This is a genomic window from Natrinema sp. CRL1 (assembly GCF_059162405.1).
Window position 1 is genome coordinate 651100 of record NZ_JBLVOY010000001.1, and the last position, 16758, is coordinate 667857.

General features: G+C 62.6%; 18 protein-coding genes, 1 tRNA gene and 1 other RNA gene. 9 read left to right on the forward strand and 11 right to left on the reverse strand.

All coding sequences use genetic code 11. The annotated features are described in order from the left end of the window. Positions 1-127: 127 nt before the first annotated feature. The 3 genes from ACJYUO_RS03465 to ACJYUO_RS03475 form a co-directional block, all read right to left on the reverse strand. The gene (locus tag ACJYUO_RS03465; RefSeq protein WP_494344008.1) at positions 128-1840 is read right to left on the reverse strand and encodes an ABC transporter substrate-binding protein; all 1713 of its coding nucleotides are present in this window, start codon (positions 1838-1840) and stop codon (positions 128-130) included. A 210-nt stretch (positions 1841-2050) separates the two neighbouring features. Beyond that, on the reverse strand, positions 2051-2914 hold the full coding sequence (locus ACJYUO_RS03470; protein ID WP_494344009.1) for a phosphatase PAP2 family protein: 864 nt from the start codon (positions 2912-2914) through the stop codon (positions 2051-2053). Between the two features lie 5 nt (positions 2915-2919). Beyond that, the gene (locus ACJYUO_RS03475) at positions 2920-4758 is read right to left on the reverse strand and encodes an ABC transporter substrate-binding protein (RefSeq protein WP_494344010.1); all 1839 of its coding nucleotides are present in this window, start codon (positions 4756-4758) and stop codon (positions 2920-2922) included. 211 nt (positions 4759-4969) lie between these two features. Here ACJYUO_RS03475 and ACJYUO_RS03480 point away from each other — a divergent pair, with 211 nt between their 5' ends. From ACJYUO_RS03480 to ACJYUO_RS03490, 3 genes are all read left to right on the forward strand, one after another. After that, complete coding sequence (locus ACJYUO_RS03480; protein ID WP_494344011.1) at positions 4970-5248, forward strand: ribonuclease P protein component 4; 279 nt, start codon at positions 4970-4972, stop codon at positions 5246-5248. A gap of 91 nt (positions 5249-5339) precedes the next feature. Further along, a complete protein-coding gene (locus ACJYUO_RS03485) occupies positions 5340-5588 on the forward strand; it encodes a YhbY family RNA-binding protein (protein WP_494344012.1) in 249 nt (82 codons plus the stop codon). Next, the gene (locus ACJYUO_RS03490) at positions 5585-6517 is read left to right on the forward strand and encodes a mechanosensitive ion channel family protein (RefSeq protein ID WP_494344013.1); all 933 of its coding nucleotides are present in this window, start codon (positions 5585-5587) and stop codon (positions 6515-6517) included. Before ACJYUO_RS03485 ends, ACJYUO_RS03490 begins: the two co-directional genes overlap by 4 nt. Before the next feature lie 267 nt (positions 6518-6784). On the opposite strand, the gene ffs is transcribed toward ACJYUO_RS03490, so the two are convergent. Further along, positions 6785-7096, reverse strand: an RNA gene (gene ffs / locus ACJYUO_RS03495) — signal recognition particle sRNA. Between the two features lie 322 nt (positions 7097-7418). Here ffs and ACJYUO_RS03500 point away from each other — a divergent pair. The 3 genes from ACJYUO_RS03500 (at position 7419) to ACJYUO_RS03510 (ending at position 10042) form a co-directional block, all read left to right on the forward strand. Then, the gene (locus ACJYUO_RS03500; RefSeq protein WP_494344014.1) at positions 7419-7757 is read left to right on the forward strand and encodes a DUF5798 family protein; all 339 of its coding nucleotides are present in this window, start codon (positions 7419-7421) and stop codon (positions 7755-7757) included. 107 nt (positions 7758-7864) lie between these two features. Next, entirely contained in the window at positions 7865-8845 is a 981-nt protein-coding gene (locus ACJYUO_RS03505) for a PLP-dependent cysteine synthase family protein (RefSeq protein ID WP_494344015.1), read from the forward strand. A gap of 54 nt (positions 8846-8899) precedes the next feature. Next, positions 8900-10042 (forward strand): polyprenyl synthetase family protein, encoded by a 1143-nt coding sequence (locus tag ACJYUO_RS03510; RefSeq protein ID WP_494344016.1) that lies wholly within the window; start codon positions 8900-8902, stop codon positions 10040-10042. Positions 10043-10078: 36 nt separating this feature from the next. On the opposite strand, the gene ACJYUO_RS03515 is transcribed toward ACJYUO_RS03510, so the two are convergent. The 4 genes from ACJYUO_RS03515 to ACJYUO_RS03530 form a co-directional block, all read right to left on the reverse strand. Next, positions 10079-10489 carry a CoA-binding protein gene (locus tag ACJYUO_RS03515; RefSeq protein WP_494344017.1) on the reverse strand — a complete coding sequence of 137 codons (411 nt, stop codon included), beginning with the start codon at positions 10487-10489 and terminating at the stop codon, positions 10079-10081. A 116-nt stretch (positions 10490-10605) separates the two neighbouring features. After that, a complete protein-coding gene (locus tag ACJYUO_RS03520) occupies positions 10606-11238 on the reverse strand; it encodes an RAD55 family ATPase (protein WP_494344018.1) in 633 nt (210 codons plus the stop codon). Positions 11239-11414: 176 nt separating this feature from the next. After that, positions 11415-12269, reverse strand: coding sequence for a geranylgeranylglycerol-phosphate geranylgeranyltransferase (locus tag ACJYUO_RS03525; protein ID WP_494344019.1), 855 nt, complete (start codon positions 12267-12269; stop codon positions 11415-11417). Between the two features lie 125 nt (positions 12270-12394). Then, entirely contained in the window at positions 12395-12577 is a 183-nt protein-coding gene (locus ACJYUO_RS03530) for a DUF7511 domain-containing protein (RefSeq protein WP_494344020.1), read from the reverse strand. A 164-nt stretch (positions 12578-12741) separates the two neighbouring features. On the opposite strand from ACJYUO_RS03530, the gene ACJYUO_RS03535 reads away from it, so the two are divergent. From ACJYUO_RS03535 to ACJYUO_RS03545, 3 genes are all read left to right on the forward strand, one after another. Continuing rightward, a tRNA-Arg gene (locus ACJYUO_RS03535) sits at positions 12742-12816 on the forward strand. 87 nt (positions 12817-12903) lie between these two features. Next, positions 12904-13260, forward strand: a complete 357-nt coding sequence (locus ACJYUO_RS03540; protein ID WP_494344427.1) for an HNH endonuclease — start codon at positions 12904-12906, stop codon at positions 13258-13260. Between the two features lie 295 nt (positions 13261-13555). Continuing rightward, positions 13556-13717: a hypothetical protein gene (locus ACJYUO_RS03545; protein ID WP_494344021.1), complete on the forward strand. Its 162-nt coding sequence runs from the start codon at positions 13556-13558 to the stop codon at positions 13715-13717. A gap of 210 nt (positions 13718-13927) precedes the next feature. Here ACJYUO_RS03545 and ACJYUO_RS03550 read toward each other — a convergent pair whose 3' ends face one another. The 3 genes from ACJYUO_RS03550 to ACJYUO_RS03560 all read right to left on the reverse strand — a co-directional run bounded on the left by ACJYUO_RS03550 (position 13928) and on the right by ACJYUO_RS03560 (position 16589). Continuing rightward, positions 13928-14245, reverse strand: a complete 318-nt coding sequence (locus ACJYUO_RS03550; protein ID WP_494344428.1) for a hypothetical protein — start codon at positions 14243-14245, stop codon at positions 13928-13930. Between the two features lie 188 nt (positions 14246-14433). After that, a complete protein-coding gene (locus tag ACJYUO_RS03555) occupies positions 14434-15771 on the reverse strand; it encodes an outer membrane protein assembly factor BamB family protein (RefSeq protein WP_494344022.1) in 1338 nt (445 codons plus the stop codon). A gap of 161 nt (positions 15772-15932) precedes the next feature. Then, positions 15933-16589, reverse strand: a complete 657-nt coding sequence (locus ACJYUO_RS03560; RefSeq protein ID WP_494344023.1) for a MaoC family dehydratase — start codon at positions 16587-16589, stop codon at positions 15933-15935. Between the last annotated feature and the right edge of the window lie 169 nt (positions 16590-16758).

The following is a 16758-nucleotide window of genomic DNA, read 5'->3' on the forward strand; positions in this document are numbered from 1 at the left end:
TCGTGCGATCAGGTGTTCAATGACTTTCAGTGGCTACTATAGAGCGACAGCAATATCCAACTCGGAATAGAGGGACGTTTGCGCCGACTACTCGCAACTCACACTCTCGGCAATCTCCGACGGCCGCTCACTGTCTGGTTCGCAGCCGGCCTTGGTCGTCGTATCGGAATCCGGCGTCTTCGAACGCTGTTTTCACTGCTTCGACGTTGACCTCACCCTCGGTACCAAGGAACGGCATTTTGGGATCGCGGCCGTCCCACTCGAGGCCCTCGGGGACCCAGTCGTCGGTTACCGGGGTTGCGATGGGGCGGGCGTGACCGTGGAAGACCTCGTTGCACAGCCACTCCTTGTCGACGAGTCGGGCGACGATCTGCCGGAACAGCGGGTTGCTAAACGGTGCCTTGCGCGTGTTAAATCCGAGGAAGCAAAACGACCATGACGGCGACTCGAGTCCCGCCACGTCGCCGGATTTCTCGACCCCGTCGATCGCGTGCGCGTCGAGGGGAAGACTCGTTATGTCTGCCCCATCGTTCTGGACGACCTCCGCGACCGTCGTGCTGCTCGGATGGACAACGACCCGACACTCGCTGACCGTCGGTGACGGGAGATCGACGCCGGGTCGGCGCGTGAAATGGCTCTCGAAGCGCTCGAGGAGTAGTTGGTCGCCTTCGGTTCGGCTTTCGAACTGGAATGGGCCGCTACCGATCGGCGGGATATTGTTCGTCACGATCCCCTCCGTGGTTCCCTGCGCGACGCTGGGGCCGCCCGGTCCCGCGGTCTCGGTCGAGTACTCGCGCCAGATGTGGGCGGGGAGTATCGGGACACAGAGTGCGCGTTCGCCCACCGCTTCCGTCGTTTCGATCGGGAGTTCGATGCGGTGGTCGTCATTACGGATCGAGATCGAGTCGACATCGACGGCGTCGACGCGTCCCCGATACCGAGGCGTCGGCGATGCCGTGTCGCGACCGCCCATCGAGGTATCCTGCAGGAACTGATACGTGAAGACGACGTCTTCGGCGGTTACCGGTTCGCCGTCGTGAAACTCGCATCCTTCGCGGAGCCGAATATCGAACGCATCGCCGGTCCAGTCGTAGGATTCTGCGAGCCACGGCTGGATCTCACCGGTCCCGTTTTGGGACGCCAACGAGTCGTACAGCAGATCCGTAATCAGCCCGTTGTGACGGTAGTCGGGCGCGATCGGATTGAGGTTCTCTGTCGGTCTGGCGTCGGTGTGGCCGACCCGGAGCGTATCGACACCTGCGGACGCCTCGAGGCCGAGGTAGCCGTGACGCGTCGCGGGATGTCCCTCGTTCCAGCCGTCGAACCGATCGGTCCTGGCGACCCGGTGTTCCTCGGGGAGACAGATCGGAACGAACGGCTGCTGGGTCGCGACCTCCTCGAGTACAGCCGTGACGGCCTCCCGGCGCGCTTCGCCCTCGGTGTTACGTTGTTCCTCGAGGAGTTCGTCGATATCCAAGTTGGTAAAGCCGAAGGGGTTTTGCCACCCTGATTCGTCAGCATACCGCGAGTACAACGCCTCGTAGAGGAAATCGGGATCGGTCCCGCCTGGATGTCGGCCGATGCAGATATCGAACTCGTGGTCGTACAGTACCGTTCGACGAAAGTCGATTTCGGATCGAACATCGAGAGAGACGTCGATGCCGACGGCCTTGAGGGCCTTCTCGAGACGACGAGCGATCTGGATGTTCTGTCTGTTCGCGTCCGCCGGAATCGTGGTAATCGAAACGGAGAGCTGGTCGATGTTGTCCGGAACGACGATGTCCCGGAGCCGGAGACAGCCACTGGCCGAAACCGCCAGCCCACCCGTCGCTGCTAGCATCGCTCGACGACTGCGGGTCCGGCTGTCACCGCCGCGGCTGTCTCGGTTCGGAGCGGCCGATCTCCCGTTCATTTCGTTCGTTTCTCATAGTTGAAGAGCCACGATATAACAGTATTGTGCTCTCCCCGGTGCTCGGTAGATCACCGTACTGAAGCGGTTTGTATGGCGGAAATACGACGCTATAAGCGTCGCAAACGACTTGACAGGCGGTTACTCGTCTCGATCTAGCCACGGGAGTCGGTCTTCGATCTGCGGGTATCGATCGCCGAGTTCCTCGGAGATCGACCACCGGCCCACGAGTCGATCCGAGAGGACGACACAGAGGGCTGCAAGCAACAGCCCGCCGACCACGTCGATCCCCCAGTGAATCCCGAGGAACATCGTCGAGATCGCGACGCTTGCCGCCAACACGACCGCGACGGGGAACCACTTCGGAAACGTCGAGCGAGTCATCGCCGCAAACGTCGCGACGGTCGCCGAGAGCGAGGTGTGAAGCGACGGGAACACGTTCGTGTTGCTGTTGACTTCTCGAGTGAGATACCGATACTGTGGGTTCGTGTCGAACAGCATCGTTTCTGCGACTTCGGCCGGCATCAGGTTTCGAGGGCCGTACGCGATAACGAAGATGTACAGGATCAGTCCGATCACATAATTGAGCGCGTACGCCGTCAGTAGCCGGCGGAACGTCCGCGTCTCCGACAGGGTAAAGTACGCTATCGGTGGGAAGAGTAATAGAAACGTATACCCGTAGATGTAGATCAGCGAGAAATACGCCGTCGTCTCGGGAGTTGCGATCGACTGGAAGAGCAGGATAAACTCACCCTCGATATTATACATCTCCGAGGTGAGGTGGAGCCCGATCTCCCGGGAGAGCCGCGGCGCTCGCTGTCTGGCGAGCCGATTGATCAGCAACACGACCAGCAAAGCGCCGATGGCCGGTGCGACATCCCTGAGTCGCGTTCGCCACTCCGCACGCGTCCGTGCGAGGCGCTTACGGCCGATAAAGACGGCTATCGCGATCGGCAGTAGAATACTGATGACGATAACGAGCTGTGTCAGCACCTCGGCGAGCATCGCTCCTAGTTGCCCCCAAGCAGTCGCCCGTTATCATCGTGTCGGAACCCGGCTCGCTCGAACGCCAGTTTCGCTATTTCGGTGTTTAGAACACCGTCAGACCCGGTAAACGGCGTTACTGGATCTTCCCCATTCCACTCGAGGGCGTCCGGGACCCACTCGCCGGTCACCGGCGTCGCAACGGGCGTTGCGTTCCCGCCGAACACCTCCTCGACGATCTCCTCCTTATCGAGTAACTGAGTGATCGCTCTGCGGAAGTGAGGGTTGCTAAAGGGTTCGTTCCGGACATTAAAGCCGATGTGATAGAACATCTGCGATTGCGTTTCCAACCGTTCGACGCTCGAGGAGTCGGGGATTGCGCCGAGCGAATAGGCATCGAGCATCGACGCCGTCAGGTCGGCGCTCCCGTCGGCGACGCGGCCGATAGCGGACGGACTGCCGGGGTCGACCTCGAACAGGAGTTCCGCGACGGTCGGCTCGGATAGCTCGGCGATCGGGTCGGCGAGGGTAACGTCCTCTCGGAGCGTAAAGTGTTCGTCGAACCGCCGCAGCGTGAGGTGTTCGTCTTCGCTTCGACTGTCGAACTCGAACGGACCGCTGCCGACAGGCGGGATATTAGCTGTCGTTACGGCACTCCACTGACCCTGCTTCGGCGTGAACGTCTCGCCGTCGGCGTGTCGGTTGACCCGATCGCTCCAGACGTGTTTCGGGAGGATCGGAACAGTAAGTGCCCGTTCGGCGGCCGCTCGACCGCCTGTAACGGTCATCGTCAGCTGATACTCGTCGTCGCCGACGGAGATCCCGTCGATCAGATCGGCCTGGCTCCGGTACCGCGGTGCCGGCGACGGCATCTGGGCCAGCGTCCACGACGTATCCGTGATGAACCGATACGTAAACGCGACGTCCTCGGCGGTCACCGGCTCGCCGTCGTGGAACCGACAATCCTCCCGGAGCGTCACCGTCGCAGTCAGCGACGGGTCGTCCTCAGCATCGTTGTCGCCGTCGTCGCCAGAATCCGCCGACGCGTCGGCAAACGCCACCGATTCGGCGAGCCACGGATGGAGGCTGCCGTCGTGTTCGGTCAGCAGCGAGTCATAGAGCAGGTCGATGATCGTATCGCGTTCGCGGAACGTCGCCGAGAGCGGGTTGAGGTTCCGCGTCACGCGGCCGTCGGTCACGAGCGCGTGTAACTGGTCGGTCTCGTCGGTCGGCTCGAGTCCCAGATAGCCGTGTCGGGACGCGAACAGGTCCTGTCGATCGGTCCAGCCCTCGAATCGGTCGGTGCTGGCGACGCGGACCTCGTCGGGGAGACAGATCGGCTCGAAGGGCTTTTCCTGTGCCAATCCAGTCAGCAGCGACTGGACGTGTCGCTTTCGTTCATTGCCGTCGGCGTGGCGCTGGTTTTCGAGGAGGGTGTCGAAGTAGATAGCGCTGAAGCCGAAGGGGTTCTGCCAGCCGGATTCGTCGGCGTACCGTGAGTATAGTGCCTCGTAGAGGAAATCCGGGTCGTAGCTGGCGGGGTGGAGGCCGACGTAGATATCGAAGTCGTGTTCGAGCAACACTGACTTCAGCAACTCCGACTGCGACCGCATATCCAACGAGACGTCGATGCCGACCTTCTTGAGGTTTGCCTCGAGTCGACGAGCGATTCGGATGTTCTGTCTGTCCGAGTCGGCGGGAACCGTGGTGATGGACAGCGAGAGTTGATCGTCTCCGTTCTGATCGACGACGCTGCGAACTCGATCGATGCAGCCGCTCGTCGTAATCGCGGCACCGGTCGCTCCGGCGGCGAGGAAGGAACGTCTGCTAACGCCGTCGTCGGGCGGCGTGGGGGTCCAATTCATGTCGTTGTGTAACACCTCATCTTATTTAATATATAACAATATTGCGTACTACAACCCAATACGGGGTACGATAAAGAATCTTTTCACTCGGTAGCACATTCGCCTCAACTGTCTACTGGTGTGATGTTAGCTAACAATCCCTGCAGGGGCCGATGACGATTTCGCCTCGCCGGAGCGCAACATCAATAGGTCGACCGACGAAAGTCGGGGTATGGATGTCGCCGCCGAGCGGATCGACCGTCTCCAGGACCTCGCTCGAGCGGCGGCAGCGGACGGTAACGACGACCGTGCTCGCTACTACGTCCGTCTCGCGCGACGGGTCGCAGAGCGAAACCGATTGACGCTTCCGCGGGAGTTTCGACGATTTACGTGCGATCGGTGCGATGCGTATCTCCGGCCGGGAACGAACGCGCGCGTCAGATTACGGGACGGCCACGTCGTGATCACCTGCGATTGCGGCGCACACGCCAGATATCCATACGACGACTGACGCCGATTCCTCTCAGCGGCGGCGTGAGTCAGTTGCGACCGACCGCTACCGAATCGAGAAGATTGAAGCGCCTCGATTCGTTAATCAGGCCATGGATAAACAGGACCTCAAGCAGCGAGCACACGATCTCGATGTTACCGTCTGGGTCGGCAAGAGCGGTGTCGACGCGGTCGTCGACGAACTCGACGATCAACTCTCCGACCGGGACCTCGTGAAAGTCAAATTCCTGCGTGCTGCCCGCGCGGGCAGTTCGACCGAGGAAAAAGCGGCCGATCTCGCTGATCGCGTCAGCGCGGAGTTGATCGATACGCGTGGGCACACGGCGGTGCTGCATCGATGAGGGGTACCCCTCGTTCGACGCCGCTACAGAGCGGGGACCTGGGACCGATCGGAGAGGCACTCGAGAGCACGAACCTCTTCGGATCGTCGCTCGCCGCGAGCGCGGAGGGTGCGATCCGATTCGTTCTCGCCTTCGTCGTGATCTGGTTCGTCGGCCGCTTCGTCATTCTTCCGCTCGTCGAGCGCGCGTTCGACAGGCGTGGCCTCGACGAACACGCCCAGAACCCGCTCTTGATGCTCACGAAATTCGGGGTCGCGTTCCTCGCGGTCGCGGTCGCGTTCGGCTTCGCTGGCTTCGGTAACTTCCTCGTCTCGATGGCCGGCATCGCGGCGGCCGGCGCACTCGCGATCGGTCTCGCGATGCAGGACGTGATTTCGAACTTCGTAGCAGGAGTCTTCATCTACACCGACAAACCGTTCCGTATCGGCGACTGGATCGAATGGGACAACGGCGATTACTCCGGCGTCGTCGAGGACATCAGCCTTCGCGTGACGCGCGTGCGAACGTTCGATAACGAACTGCTGACGGTGCCCAACTCGGCGCTGACCGACGGCGTACTCAAGAACCCCGTCGACGCCGACAAGCTTCGACTGAAGTTCGTCTTCGGGATCGGTTACGACGACGACATCGAGCGGGCGACCGAAATCATCGTCGACGAAGCCGAGCGCCACCCCGACATCATGGACGACCCCGCCCCCTCCGTGCGACTGACCGAACTGGGCAACTCCGATGTCGGTCTCCAGTCCCGCTTCTGGATCGCGAACCCGTCTCGAGCCGATTTCGTCCGAACACGCGGGGAGTACGTCACCGCGGTCAAGGGTCGATTCGACGACGAAGGGATCGACATCCCCTACCCGGTCCGCACGCTCGAGGGCGGTCTCACCCTCGAGAGCGGCGACGGGCAGAGCGTCGTACAACCGGCCGAATAACGCGAGGCTCGATCTCGAGTTTCGTTTCGTGCTGCTCTCTTGTTCGGGATAGAGACTCGTCGGTCTCCTCGGCCGGGAGGACGGCTCGAACGACAGTGAGAGCCGTCGGACCCTACGGAAGAGCAAGCTCTTCCGAACTGCGAGGGACCTCCGGTCCCTCGCTGTCCAAAAGAGCGCAAAGCGCTCTTTTGAAGATTTTACCGAGCGACGCGACGGCGTGCGGCAGCAACAGCTGCCGTCGCTGAGTGCACGTAAAATTTCGTATGAATGCGGACGACCGCGATTGCCCGGCGTTCCGACCGGGGGAATCTCGGTTGCCTTCTCCACCCCGCGACCCGTCGAGCGACAGGTGTCCGGCGGTCCACTGCTCGCTTCCGCGCCTGATGGGCTGTCGCCGACTAACCGTGATGGGTCGTCCCTGCGGACGGCCATCACGGACCGCTGTCCCCGACGGACGAGGCTTCTCTGTTGGCTCCCGAGGCCCCGGCCGGTCTGACCGGACGCCTGCGGTGTTCGGTCCCCGCTAATGACCATAGCGCGGGTGACGAGCAGGGCCAAACTGCCCGACCTAGTCCATCCCATCATAGGCGGCTGATACTTAAGGGCCTTTCGCCTCCGGAATCGCCCGACTGTACGGGGAAACGATTGGTGTGGCGATCACGGACGGTGGTCGTCCACGTCGGACAATCCGGAGTCGCTACGGCTGGTGTCGCCGAACAGTCGGGACAATATAGTAGCCACTGAAACGATTTATACACTGATCGCGACGCACTCGTGCGATCAGATATGCACTGACTTTCAGTGGCTACTCTAGGTCGAGGCGCTGAATCCATATGCACGATGAGGTCGCTCGAGCGAGGGGAGGAAAAGGCCCATTAGTTCCCCAACACAACGGTTTCGTATGGGACTCGGCAGCACTGCAAAGAAGATTCAGAGCCTCTCGGATCGGGCCGAAGCGATGTATAAGCAGGTACAGAAGCTCCAACAGCGGATCACCGGGCTGGAAGAGGAGATGGACGAAACACACGAGACGGTCACACGGATGGACCACCAACTCACCGAACAGCGCGCATTGTTACTCGCGATCGCCGATGAGCAGGGGATCGACGGCGAGGAAATCCTCGCGGAGGCGGCGATCGACGAAGCCGAACTCGAGGGCGACGCCGAGAGCGCCGACGAGTCGACAACCGGCGACGGCGGAGCGTCCGAGGCGACCGCCAGCGAGACGACGGCCGAATAACGTCACAACGCGAGCCGATTGCGTTCGTAGTCGGTCTCACGGTTAGGCTCGCGGTCGATTCCTCATCGGGACAAGAGCTAACAGCGGGGGAAACTTTTGCCGAACCAATGACGACCCACGAGGAGCCGGTGGATTCCGTTCTCGAGACGATCGGTCGAACGCCGCTCGTTCGGCTCCACGACGGCCCCGAGACGGTGCCGATCTACGCGAAACTCGAGACGTTCAACCCTGGCGCAAGCATCAAGGATCGGATCGGCCGATACATGCTCGAGGCGATGCTCGAGCGCGGCGACGTCTCGGAGGGCGGGACGATCATCGAGCCGACGGCGGGGAACACGGGGATCGGGCTGGCGATCGCGGCCGAGCAACTGGGCTTGGACGCCGTCTTCGTCGTCCCGGAGCGGTTCAGCGTGGAGAAACAGCAGTTGATGGCAGCGCTTGGCGCAACGGTTATCAACACGCCCACAGAGGACGGCATGGACCGCGCGATCGACCGGGCTCACGAACTCGCTGCGGAATTCGACGACGCCGCCGTGCCACAGCAGTTCTCGAACCCGCTGAACACGGAAGCTCACTACGAGACCACCGCCCCCGAAATCTTCGACGCGCTCGACGGACGGGTCGGTGCGGTCGTCGCCGGTTGCGGAACGGCGGGAACGCTCATGGGACTCGCCCGCTACGCCCTCGAGCAGGATCCCGACACGCACATCGTCGCCGTCGAACCCGAGGGATCGGTCTACGGCGAACTCCTCGGTGACGACCGCCGGGAAGCCGAGTACAAGACCGAGGGGATCGGCACCCACGACACCGCGACCAACGAACTGTTCGAGCCCGAACTGGTCGACGCGGTCGACGCGATTTCGGACCGCGATGCCCACGCGGAACTCAAACGCCTCGCCCGCGAGGAGGGCCATCTGGTCGCCTCGAGTGCGGGTGCCGCGAGCGTGGCCGCGAAACGAGTGGCCCGCCAAATCGCCGAGGGCGACCTCGATGTCCCCCACGAGACGGTCGTAACGATTTTCCCGGACTCGAGCGAGCGCTACCTCTCGAAGGGGATCTACCGCTCGTTCGAGGAGTGGACGTCGTAGTCCGAGCGGGAGCGTAACCAGTAGACTCATTAAATTTCCTCGAAAGGGGTGGATATGAGCCGGTTGTCGGACACTTGCGTCTTCGAAGACGAGCTGCCGCCCGCTCTTCGGACGAAAGCCGACGCCTACGCCGATCAGGGCGGACTACTCGGCGCGTTCACGTACTTTTTTACCGTCCTCGAGACCGACGACGAGGCCCTCGCCGAAACGCTCGGCTCGATCCCGACCGATCTCTTCGTGACGAGCGCGCTCCACGACGACGCGATCGACGAGGCCGATACGTGGGGCACGGACCGGAAGCGACGCCTGAACGAACACGTCTCGCTCGGCGACCTCGTCTATGCGAACGTCGTTGAGGCCGTCAGCGAACTCCCGAACGACATCGATCTGGGCCCAGTCCTCGAGACCGTCCGCGAAATCGGCGCGGGCCAACTCGCAGAGGAGGAGTTCGACGCCGCGACGGCGTCCGTCGACGACGCGATCGCCCGCATCGAAGAACGCGGGAGCGTCTGGGGCGACCTCGCAGTGGGAGTCGTCGCTTCCACCGGCCGCTATTCTGAGGCCCAACTCGAGTCCCTCCGTACGATCGCGACGAACGGCCTATTCGTCCTGACCACCATCGACGATCTCGCGGATCTGCCAGAGGACATCGAGAACGGCGTCGCGACGCTCCCGCTCGTCTGTTTCGACGGCGACCCGGACGACTACGCCTCGACCGAGGCCGTGATCGAGGCCGTCCTCGCCTCCGACGTTCCGGATCGGCTCGAGGATCTCGTGGCCCAACGACGGGCCGAAATAGACGCCGCCGCGGCCGATCTAGGTGACTCGCTCGAGCGATCGAACGAGGCGCTGCTCGCGGCCGCTGCTCAGGCACTGACGTGGTACTGCGAGTCGCTCTGTTCTGTGCCGGTTTCGGAAACCGTCCCGACGGCCGAGCGCCAGGAGATCCGCGAGCGATTGACCGGTGACGAGCGTTCGACGCGCCGCTACGTCGATGAACGTATCGCGGCGTATCAGCGACAGGCTCCCGTCGATGCGGCTGCGGTGGCCGCAACCGTGACCGACCTCCCCGACGAACCAGTCGTCCGGACGGCGATCCGGCTGCGACACCTCGAGTCCATCGTCGACGACCTGATGTACACGACTCTCGAGGACGCGCTGGCGGAGCTTCGAACTGCGACCGCTCCAGCTCCGTAATTGGGGCGAGAACGGCCGCCATACCGCCGCGCCGCGTTACGCCGCGAGCCGTCGGTGTTGGACCTTCATACACCGGTCCTGGACGACGGTTCGGCCGTCGCTCTCCGCGCGGGCCGCCGCCTCGTCGTCGCGGATTCCCTGCTGAGTCCAGACGACTTTCACGTCGTCGCGTTCGAGGGCCGCGTCGACGATGTCGCTGACTTCGTCGCTCGGTCGGAAGACACAGACGATGTCGATCTCCGCCGTGACGTCCGCGAGGGAGTCGTAGACCTCGCGGCCGAAGATCTCGTCCGCGTAGGGATTGACCGGAATCACGTCGTAGCCGTGCTCGAGCAGGTACTTCGGCACGTCGTGGGCCGCCTTGCCGGGCGTGCTCGAGCAGCCGACGACGGCGATCGTCTCGTACTCCAGTATCGTTTCGAGTTCGTCCGCGGAGTCGACTGGCATACGCGGCTATAGGGGCTCGAGGAGTAAACGTCTCGGGGTCGGGTACGGTAGCGTCGGACAGCACGGATCAAGAGGCGAACCGCACGGCGCGAGCGGATAACCGGCAACGGGACCGGCTACGTTGAGAGACCCGCCGTGCGAATTTCGGGTTCTTCGCCGTCGGCCGCCTCCTCGAGTTCGATGACGGCGTCGAAGAGTTGTTTGAGCGTGTTCATCGTCTGGTCGTCGTGTGCCGTCGAGTCGATGACGTAGACGCCCAGCGCGTCGGCGCTCTGGATCCGGCCCGTGAAGACGTGGAGGAACCGGAAGACGGTCTGGAGATCGGAGTACATCAGGAGCGTCGAGACGGAGTGCATGAGCACGCGGTTCTCCGTGAGCCCGCGAGACTCGTAGAACTCCTGTAAGAACTCCGAGAGCTTGATTCCGATCCCGGTCATGTCGACGGGCGACGAGGCGTACTTGATCCGCGGATCGTCGTCTATCGTCCCGATACCGCGCTGTTTCGTGACGCAGTCGACGACGCCGATATTCGGCTCGACGTCCTCTCTGACGTGATCGCGGAAGTTCTCGAGAACCTTGTCGGCGCTGTCTTTCGTGGTGACGACGATCGAACCGTCACCGCGATTCGCACCGCTCCCGAGGATCTCGAAGGCGATCCGTCGTTTCCCCGTCAGTGGCGGACCTGCAACGAGTACGTTCGTCCCCGGATCGAGTTCGGTGTCCGGAAGGACATCTGCAAGGTCATACATACGGATACTCACATCCATCGCCGTGGCAACGACCGTTGCCGATACCGCATCCCACTCCAGTCCGGCGTGTTGTATGAAAATACGCAAAGCAGCTTATAGTACTTTTGATTATAAAGCCCACCGCTCACGTCGCCCCCTAGCAGTCCGTCGATCGGTTGAGAGTCGCCCCTTGTCAGCTATATCGACCCCGGTAGCTCGAGGGCGGCACGCCCGACGATAAACGCCAGCGCGGCGAGGAACATGCCGTACTTGAGCCGCGATTGGCCGACGGTCGGCTCCTCGTAACTCTCGTAGGCCGCGGCGAGCATGACGGCGTCGGCGGGGGCCACGACGAGCAGGTAGGCGATCCCGAAATCCCCGCGAAGGTACGGAACCGGGCTCGCGACGACGGCCGCGACGAGGAGGACAGCAGCAAGGGTCAGCGCACGGCGCTCCCCGATCGCGATCGGAAGCGTGTGCAGTCCCTCCTCGCGATCCCCTTCGATGTCCTCGACGTCTTTGATGATTTCTCGAGTCAGCGTTGCAATCGCCGAGAGCACGAAGAGGACGATCGCCGGGGCAATCTCGCCGACCGCCGCGGCCCCGAAGAGGAACGTGCTCCCGACGAGATAGGCGACGAGCGCGTTGCCCAGTCCGGGCAAGCCCTTGAAAAATTCAGTGTAGGCGATCAGCGCGAGGAGATTGATCCCTGCGATTCCGATCGCCAACCGAGGGAGCGTGAGCGCGACCGCGACCGCACCCGCAAAGAGCACGACGCTAAAGGCGAGCGCCCCGCGCGGACTCACCGCACCGCGTGGAATCGCCCGCTCGGGCTGATTGATCCGGTCGATTTCCCGATCGAAGTAGTCGTTAATCGCGTTGCCCGCACCGACCGCCAGCGCCGTGGCCCCGACCGCCGCAGCGACCGCAACCGGCTCTTCTGCCACCCCGCCTGCGACGAACGCGCCGATGAACGTCAGCACGCTCGCCGCGATCACGTTCACCGGCCGCGTCAACTCGAGCAACCCGCGGCCCGTCTCCACGACTGTCATACGCGGCAGTGGTCATGCGGGCTGGTTAAACGGTACGGTCCGCCATCGGAGTCAGTGGGGTCCTCGAAGCTGTGGAAAACGGAACCGAGACTCACGCTCGCACCGCCGACATCACGACCGGCGTCTCAGCGCCACTCCTCGAGATCACAGAGCACGTCGTCCTCGACCTCGAGCCACTTGCTCACCCGCTCGTCGCCGCTTGCATCCGCAGGGACGGCGGTCCAGACGTGCTCGTCGTCCGAGAGCAACTCGAGCGGTGCCGCGCCGGTCTGGGTCTCGTCGGAAAGAGGAGATTCAGTTTCCGTCATAGCGTATCTAGGCGTTGGGGCTACATAACAAAGACCCCCGACGGCGATTGTCATCGGATGAGAATTGAACCGCCGCGGTGAGTGACTGCGTGGGTGTGTCGTTCCCTGTCGGAATCGGTGAAAATCGAGTGACTTATACGGAACCGGCCGGAACAAAGCGATGCGGGCGCTTAGCTCAGTCTGGACAGAGTACTTGGCTTCGGACCAAGCTGTCACGGGTTCAAATCCTGTAGCGCCCATCCGAAATTTACTCGGCGAAAATCCATGCTTGACCGGGGCGGTTGCAGTTATTGGCCTCCCTTTCACTATATCGACGCTTTTCTTCTATGCTGAGAGCAGCGTGCGATAAGTTCGACCACCGTTGCGCACTTACTGGCGTCGAACGACAGGAGCTATTGACGGTGTCTCATGTACTCGATCGAGCCACACATCTCGAGATCGCACAGGATCTCGAGAATATACTGATCCTCGACTGGACACATCACACGGCCTTCGATGCCAGTCTCTGGACGTTCGACGAACTCGGTCGAGTTTGGATTAACCCTGATTTCGACACTGAAAGTCCGTATCTCGAGCGCTCTCTTATCGATCGACACGGTGAGAAAATCGAGTCGCTCACCGGGGTGAAAGACGAGTACATCGAGACACACAATGATGGACTCGAATGGTGGCCGCCGAGATGAGAGTTATATGCTGACTGCCCATCACTGATCTAATTCACTACAGTAGCAATAGATATAAGTTACTATGAGTCAACAATAAGAACGGAAGCCACTCTCTACGAGTTCACGAGGGGCGTGTGCGCAAATGCCCCGGGTGCTGAAGACACCCGAGACGTGGCTTCCATCCCACACGAGGGATTCGAAGCCATGATTCCGTACATTCTACCGGGATATAAACATCCCGCACGACGATCGATTGTAGCGCCTCGAGGAGCCACACAACCCGTCCCCACCCGAGCTACATCTGGAGGTCGCCGTGTCTGACCGTCCCGACTCGAGCAGCGATCTGTTCCCGGACTGTCCCGATTGTGGCCGACCGGTCGTCAGTGTGACGGCCGTCGGACCGACGGAGGGCTACGCCTCGCCTTGTGGCTGTCAAGTGCCACCCGGGCTGATCGCGGAGGGGTGCGACCCCTAAACGGCTCGAACCGGCAACTGACACACCGGCCACCGCTCGAGTCGCGGCGGACAGTCGGGTCGCCGACGGCGGTCGTCTCACTGCCGTCTCGAAACCACCACCAGACGCCGCAGTCGGGATTCGGCCCGTGAGCGGGACTCGAGCGCGGGACGTTCTTTTCGAGAAAGACGGTCGCTACCAGCACTGGCTTCTCTGCCGTGAGGCGAACGGTCAGTCCTCGCCTGCCAGCCACGACTCGAGGCGGGACACGACGATATCGGCGATGGCCTCGCCGATGCGGTCGGGCGAGTCGGAGAGGTCCCAGACGTAGTCCCCGCCCTGCGTAACGGTGACCCAGTCGACGTACTCGCGGCGATCCAACTCGAGCAGAAGATCCTCGAAAACGGACTCGTTGAGACGACAGCCAAGTGCGTCCTCGATAGAGTCGGCGAGTTGCGGGGTCGTCGCGACGATGGCGTCCTCGAGGGTGGTGTCGACGAGTGCGGGACCGGCCGTCGGCGTCGACGGGGATGGCGGTCGATCGGTCATGTTCGGCCACTGGTTGTGCGCGTGGTAGTAATAGGTCTGGTGGTAGTCACGGACAGCGAAGAGACCGACGATGATGACTGTCTTCGGCTCGATCAGCGACAAGCTACGATATCGGCACTCTACCGTGGTTGCGTTGTCGAACACGACCATTGCTCTCGCGGTAGCCGGCGCGGCTCTCGAGTCGCCGCTCACTCGGCGACGAGCTTGTAGCCGCCGCCATCGGTGTCGATCTCCTCGTCGGACGGATCTTCCTCGTCCTCGGGCGGATTCGGCGCGCGTTCGGCGTAGTAGATGGCGCCGTCGATTACGCGCGGCGTGCTTGTGACGACGCCGTCGTGGTCGAGGTCCCAGACCGGTTCGCCGGTGCGTTTCTCGATCGCGTAGAGGGTGGTATCCTTGGAGCCGACGACCACCCGCTCGTCGCAAACAGTCGGGCAGCCGGTGATCGCTCGGTCCGTCTGGAACGACCAGTGGCGCTCGCCCGACTGGGCGTCGAGCGCGTACAGGTTACCGTCGTGACTTCCGATAAAGACCGTGTCGAGTTCGGGATCGAGCGCCGGTCCGGACATCACCAGGTTCTCCGTGTGGAACGACCAGTCTTCGGTACCGTCCGTGAGATCGACCCGGTAGACGTAGTGGTCCCACGAGCCGAAGTACGCACCCCCGTCGTAGGTCGCAATCGGCCCCTTGATCTCACCGTTACTGTCGTCTCGAGGCGCGGTCTCGAACGACCAGGCGAACTCGAGGTCCGGGTAGGTCCATCCGTACAGGGTGCCGTCGTTGGATCCACAGACCAGATATCCGGACTCGAGGTCGATCGCCGGCGTCGAGTGGGGATGATCGGTCGGCCGGCCGTCGGGGTCCTCCCAGATGACCGACCCATCCTCTGCGTCGACGACGAACGTACTTCCCTCGGGATCGTAGTATTCGACCGCCATGATGATCTTCCCGTCGTGATAGAGTGGACTCGAGCCGATAGCGTCGCCGAGGTTCTGTCGCCAGTCGATGTCACCCGTCGCGACATCGACCGCGTAGAGGACGCCGTCGTACGCGCCGACGTATACTCGGCCGTCGGCGACGACGGGTGTCCCGTGGATCCCCCGACCGTCGGTGTCCGTCCCGGTCCGCCAGCGCTCGGTGCCGTCGGCGTCGAGAGCCGTCAAGTATCCCGTATCGCCCGGGAAGACGAGCCCGCCGTCCGGAAGGGGAACCGCACTGGCCTTTGCGGCGCCGTGCGAACCCGTGTTGAGCCGGTCGAGTCGCCAGTCCCGTTCGACCGCGTCGGGAACCGTCGCGTCGGGATAGTACCCCCACCGCTCGAGCGATCGCCTGAACTGAGCAACGCCGTCGGGGATCGTCTGCTCGAGTCCGGTTTCTGCGCGGGGAATCCGCGACCGTGTTTGCCGGCCGAGACAGCCCGCGATCCCGGCGGTCCCGGTGACCGCGCCGGTAGCTATTCGAAGGAATCGTCGCCGACTGTGAGTCCCCCGGAGCGGCCCCCCAGCCGCGTGTGAATCATCTCCCATCGTGGTGACTGTCTCACTGGAAGGGGAGTAGCTTTGTGGTGTCCGCGAGAGAAGTAGCCGCCGGTCACCTCGGTGTCGTGTGCTATTCCCTTCATTTCGAAGAGGGAGCGCCGTCGAATGGCACTCGTCACTCGCCACCCGTTACTCGTCCGTGTTACGCGTTATTCATCGGGTAGCTCGTTGATGATGACGACGGCTTCTCCGTCGATGACCGTCTCGTCGTCCTCGCTGACGACCATCGTGTGCAGTCGGTAGCGGTCGCCGCCGAGGTCCTCGACGATTTCACACTCGGCGGTGACCGTCTCGCCGATCCGGACCGGTCCCGTGAACTCGAGGTCCTGTGAGAGGTAGACCGTAACGCCGGGGAATCGGGCCAGCGCGGCGCTGATCGTGCCGGCGACGAGCGTCCCGTGGGCGATCCGGCCGCCGAACTGGGTTGTTTCGGCGAAATCGGACTCGAGGTGGAGCCGGTTGGTGTCGCCGGAGACCTGCGCGAACGCGGTGACGTCGGTGTCCGCGATCGGCTTACTGAAGCGGACGTAGTCGCCGACGCCGAGCGAGTCGTAGTCGTCGGTCGAGCGCTCCATGACCCAGGTCTCGTCGCCGAACGCGACTTCGGCTGTCGCCGGTGGGGTCGTCGTTTCGCCCTCCGATTCGGCCGTGGATGCCTCGCTCGCCGCGGAGCCAAGGCCCATCGCTGCGAGAAGTGCGTTGTTGGCCTCGACGTAGCTGTTGACGACGTGTCTCGAGATGTTGGTCCACTGGTCGGTCGCTGGCGTGGCGTCTGCGCTATCGGTGTCCGGAGATTGGCTACTCATAGCGTTGGGTGTGGGAAGCTACCATTCGACGGGTGCTAACGGTTCCGGCTCCGGGTACCACGGTCGCTGCCTTTGTGGTATCGCCAAATCACGTTGGGACAGTGATACCGATTGTCGATCTCGGCGACGATCGGTACAGGTAGTTCGAGCCGAAACTGGTGAGACGGGG

What these genes read in the sequence shown, in the direction of transcription:
- ACJYUO_RS03465 (WP_494344008.1), bottom strand. Translation starts at nt 1,840, where the DNA reads ATGCTAGCAGCGACGGGTGGGCTGGCGGTTTCGGCCAGTGGCTGTCTC.
- ACJYUO_RS03470 (WP_494344009.1), bottom strand. Translation starts at nt 2,914, where the DNA reads ATGCTCGCCGAGGTGCTGACACAGCTCGTTATCGTCATCAGTATTCTA.
- ACJYUO_RS03475 (WP_494344010.1), bottom strand. Translation starts at nt 4,758, where the DNA reads ATGAATTGGACCCCCACGCCGCCCGACGACGGCGTTAGCAGACGTTCC.
- ACJYUO_RS03480 (WP_494344011.1), top strand. Translation starts at nt 4,970, where the DNA reads ATGGATGTCGCCGCCGAGCGGATCGACCGTCTCCAGGACCTCGCTCGA.
- ACJYUO_RS03485 (WP_494344012.1), top strand. Translation starts at nt 5,340, where the DNA reads ATGGATAAACAGGACCTCAAGCAGCGAGCACACGATCTCGATGTTACC.
- ACJYUO_RS03490 (WP_494344013.1), top strand. Translation starts at nt 5,585, where the DNA reads ATGAGGGGTACCCCTCGTTCGACGCCGCTACAGAGCGGGGACCTGGGA.
- ACJYUO_RS03500 (WP_494344014.1), top strand. Translation starts at nt 7,419, where the DNA reads ATGGGACTCGGCAGCACTGCAAAGAAGATTCAGAGCCTCTCGGATCGG.
- ACJYUO_RS03505 (WP_494344015.1), top strand. Translation starts at nt 7,865, where the DNA reads ATGACGACCCACGAGGAGCCGGTGGATTCCGTTCTCGAGACGATCGGT.
- ACJYUO_RS03510 (WP_494344016.1), top strand. Translation starts at nt 8,900, where the DNA reads ATGAGCCGGTTGTCGGACACTTGCGTCTTCGAAGACGAGCTGCCGCCC.
- ACJYUO_RS03515 (WP_494344017.1), bottom strand. Translation starts at nt 10,489, where the DNA reads ATGCCAGTCGACTCCGCGGACGAACTCGAAACGATACTGGAGTACGAG.
- ACJYUO_RS03520 (WP_494344018.1), bottom strand. Translation starts at nt 11,238, where the DNA reads ATGTATGACCTTGCAGATGTCCTTCCGGACACCGAACTCGATCCGGGG.
- ACJYUO_RS03525 (WP_494344019.1), bottom strand. Translation starts at nt 12,269, where the DNA reads ATGACAGTCGTGGAGACGGGCCGCGGGTTGCTCGAGTTGACGCGGCCG.
- ACJYUO_RS03530 (WP_494344020.1), bottom strand. Translation starts at nt 12,577, where the DNA reads ATGACGGAAACTGAATCTCCTCTTTCCGACGAGACCCAGACCGGCGCG.
- ACJYUO_RS03540 (WP_494344427.1), top strand. Translation starts at nt 12,904, where the DNA reads ATGCTGAGAGCAGCGTGCGATAAGTTCGACCACCGTTGCGCACTTACT.
- ACJYUO_RS03550 (WP_494344428.1), bottom strand. Translation starts at nt 14,245, where the DNA reads ATGACCGATCGACCGCCATCCCCGTCGACGCCGACGGCCGGTCCCGCA.
- ACJYUO_RS03555 (WP_494344022.1), bottom strand. Translation starts at nt 15,771, where the DNA reads ATGGGAGATGATTCACACGCGGCTGGGGGGCCGCTCCGGGGGACTCAC.
- ACJYUO_RS03560 (WP_494344023.1), bottom strand. Translation starts at nt 16,589, where the DNA reads ATGAGTAGCCAATCTCCGGACACCGATAGCGCAGACGCCACGCCAGCG.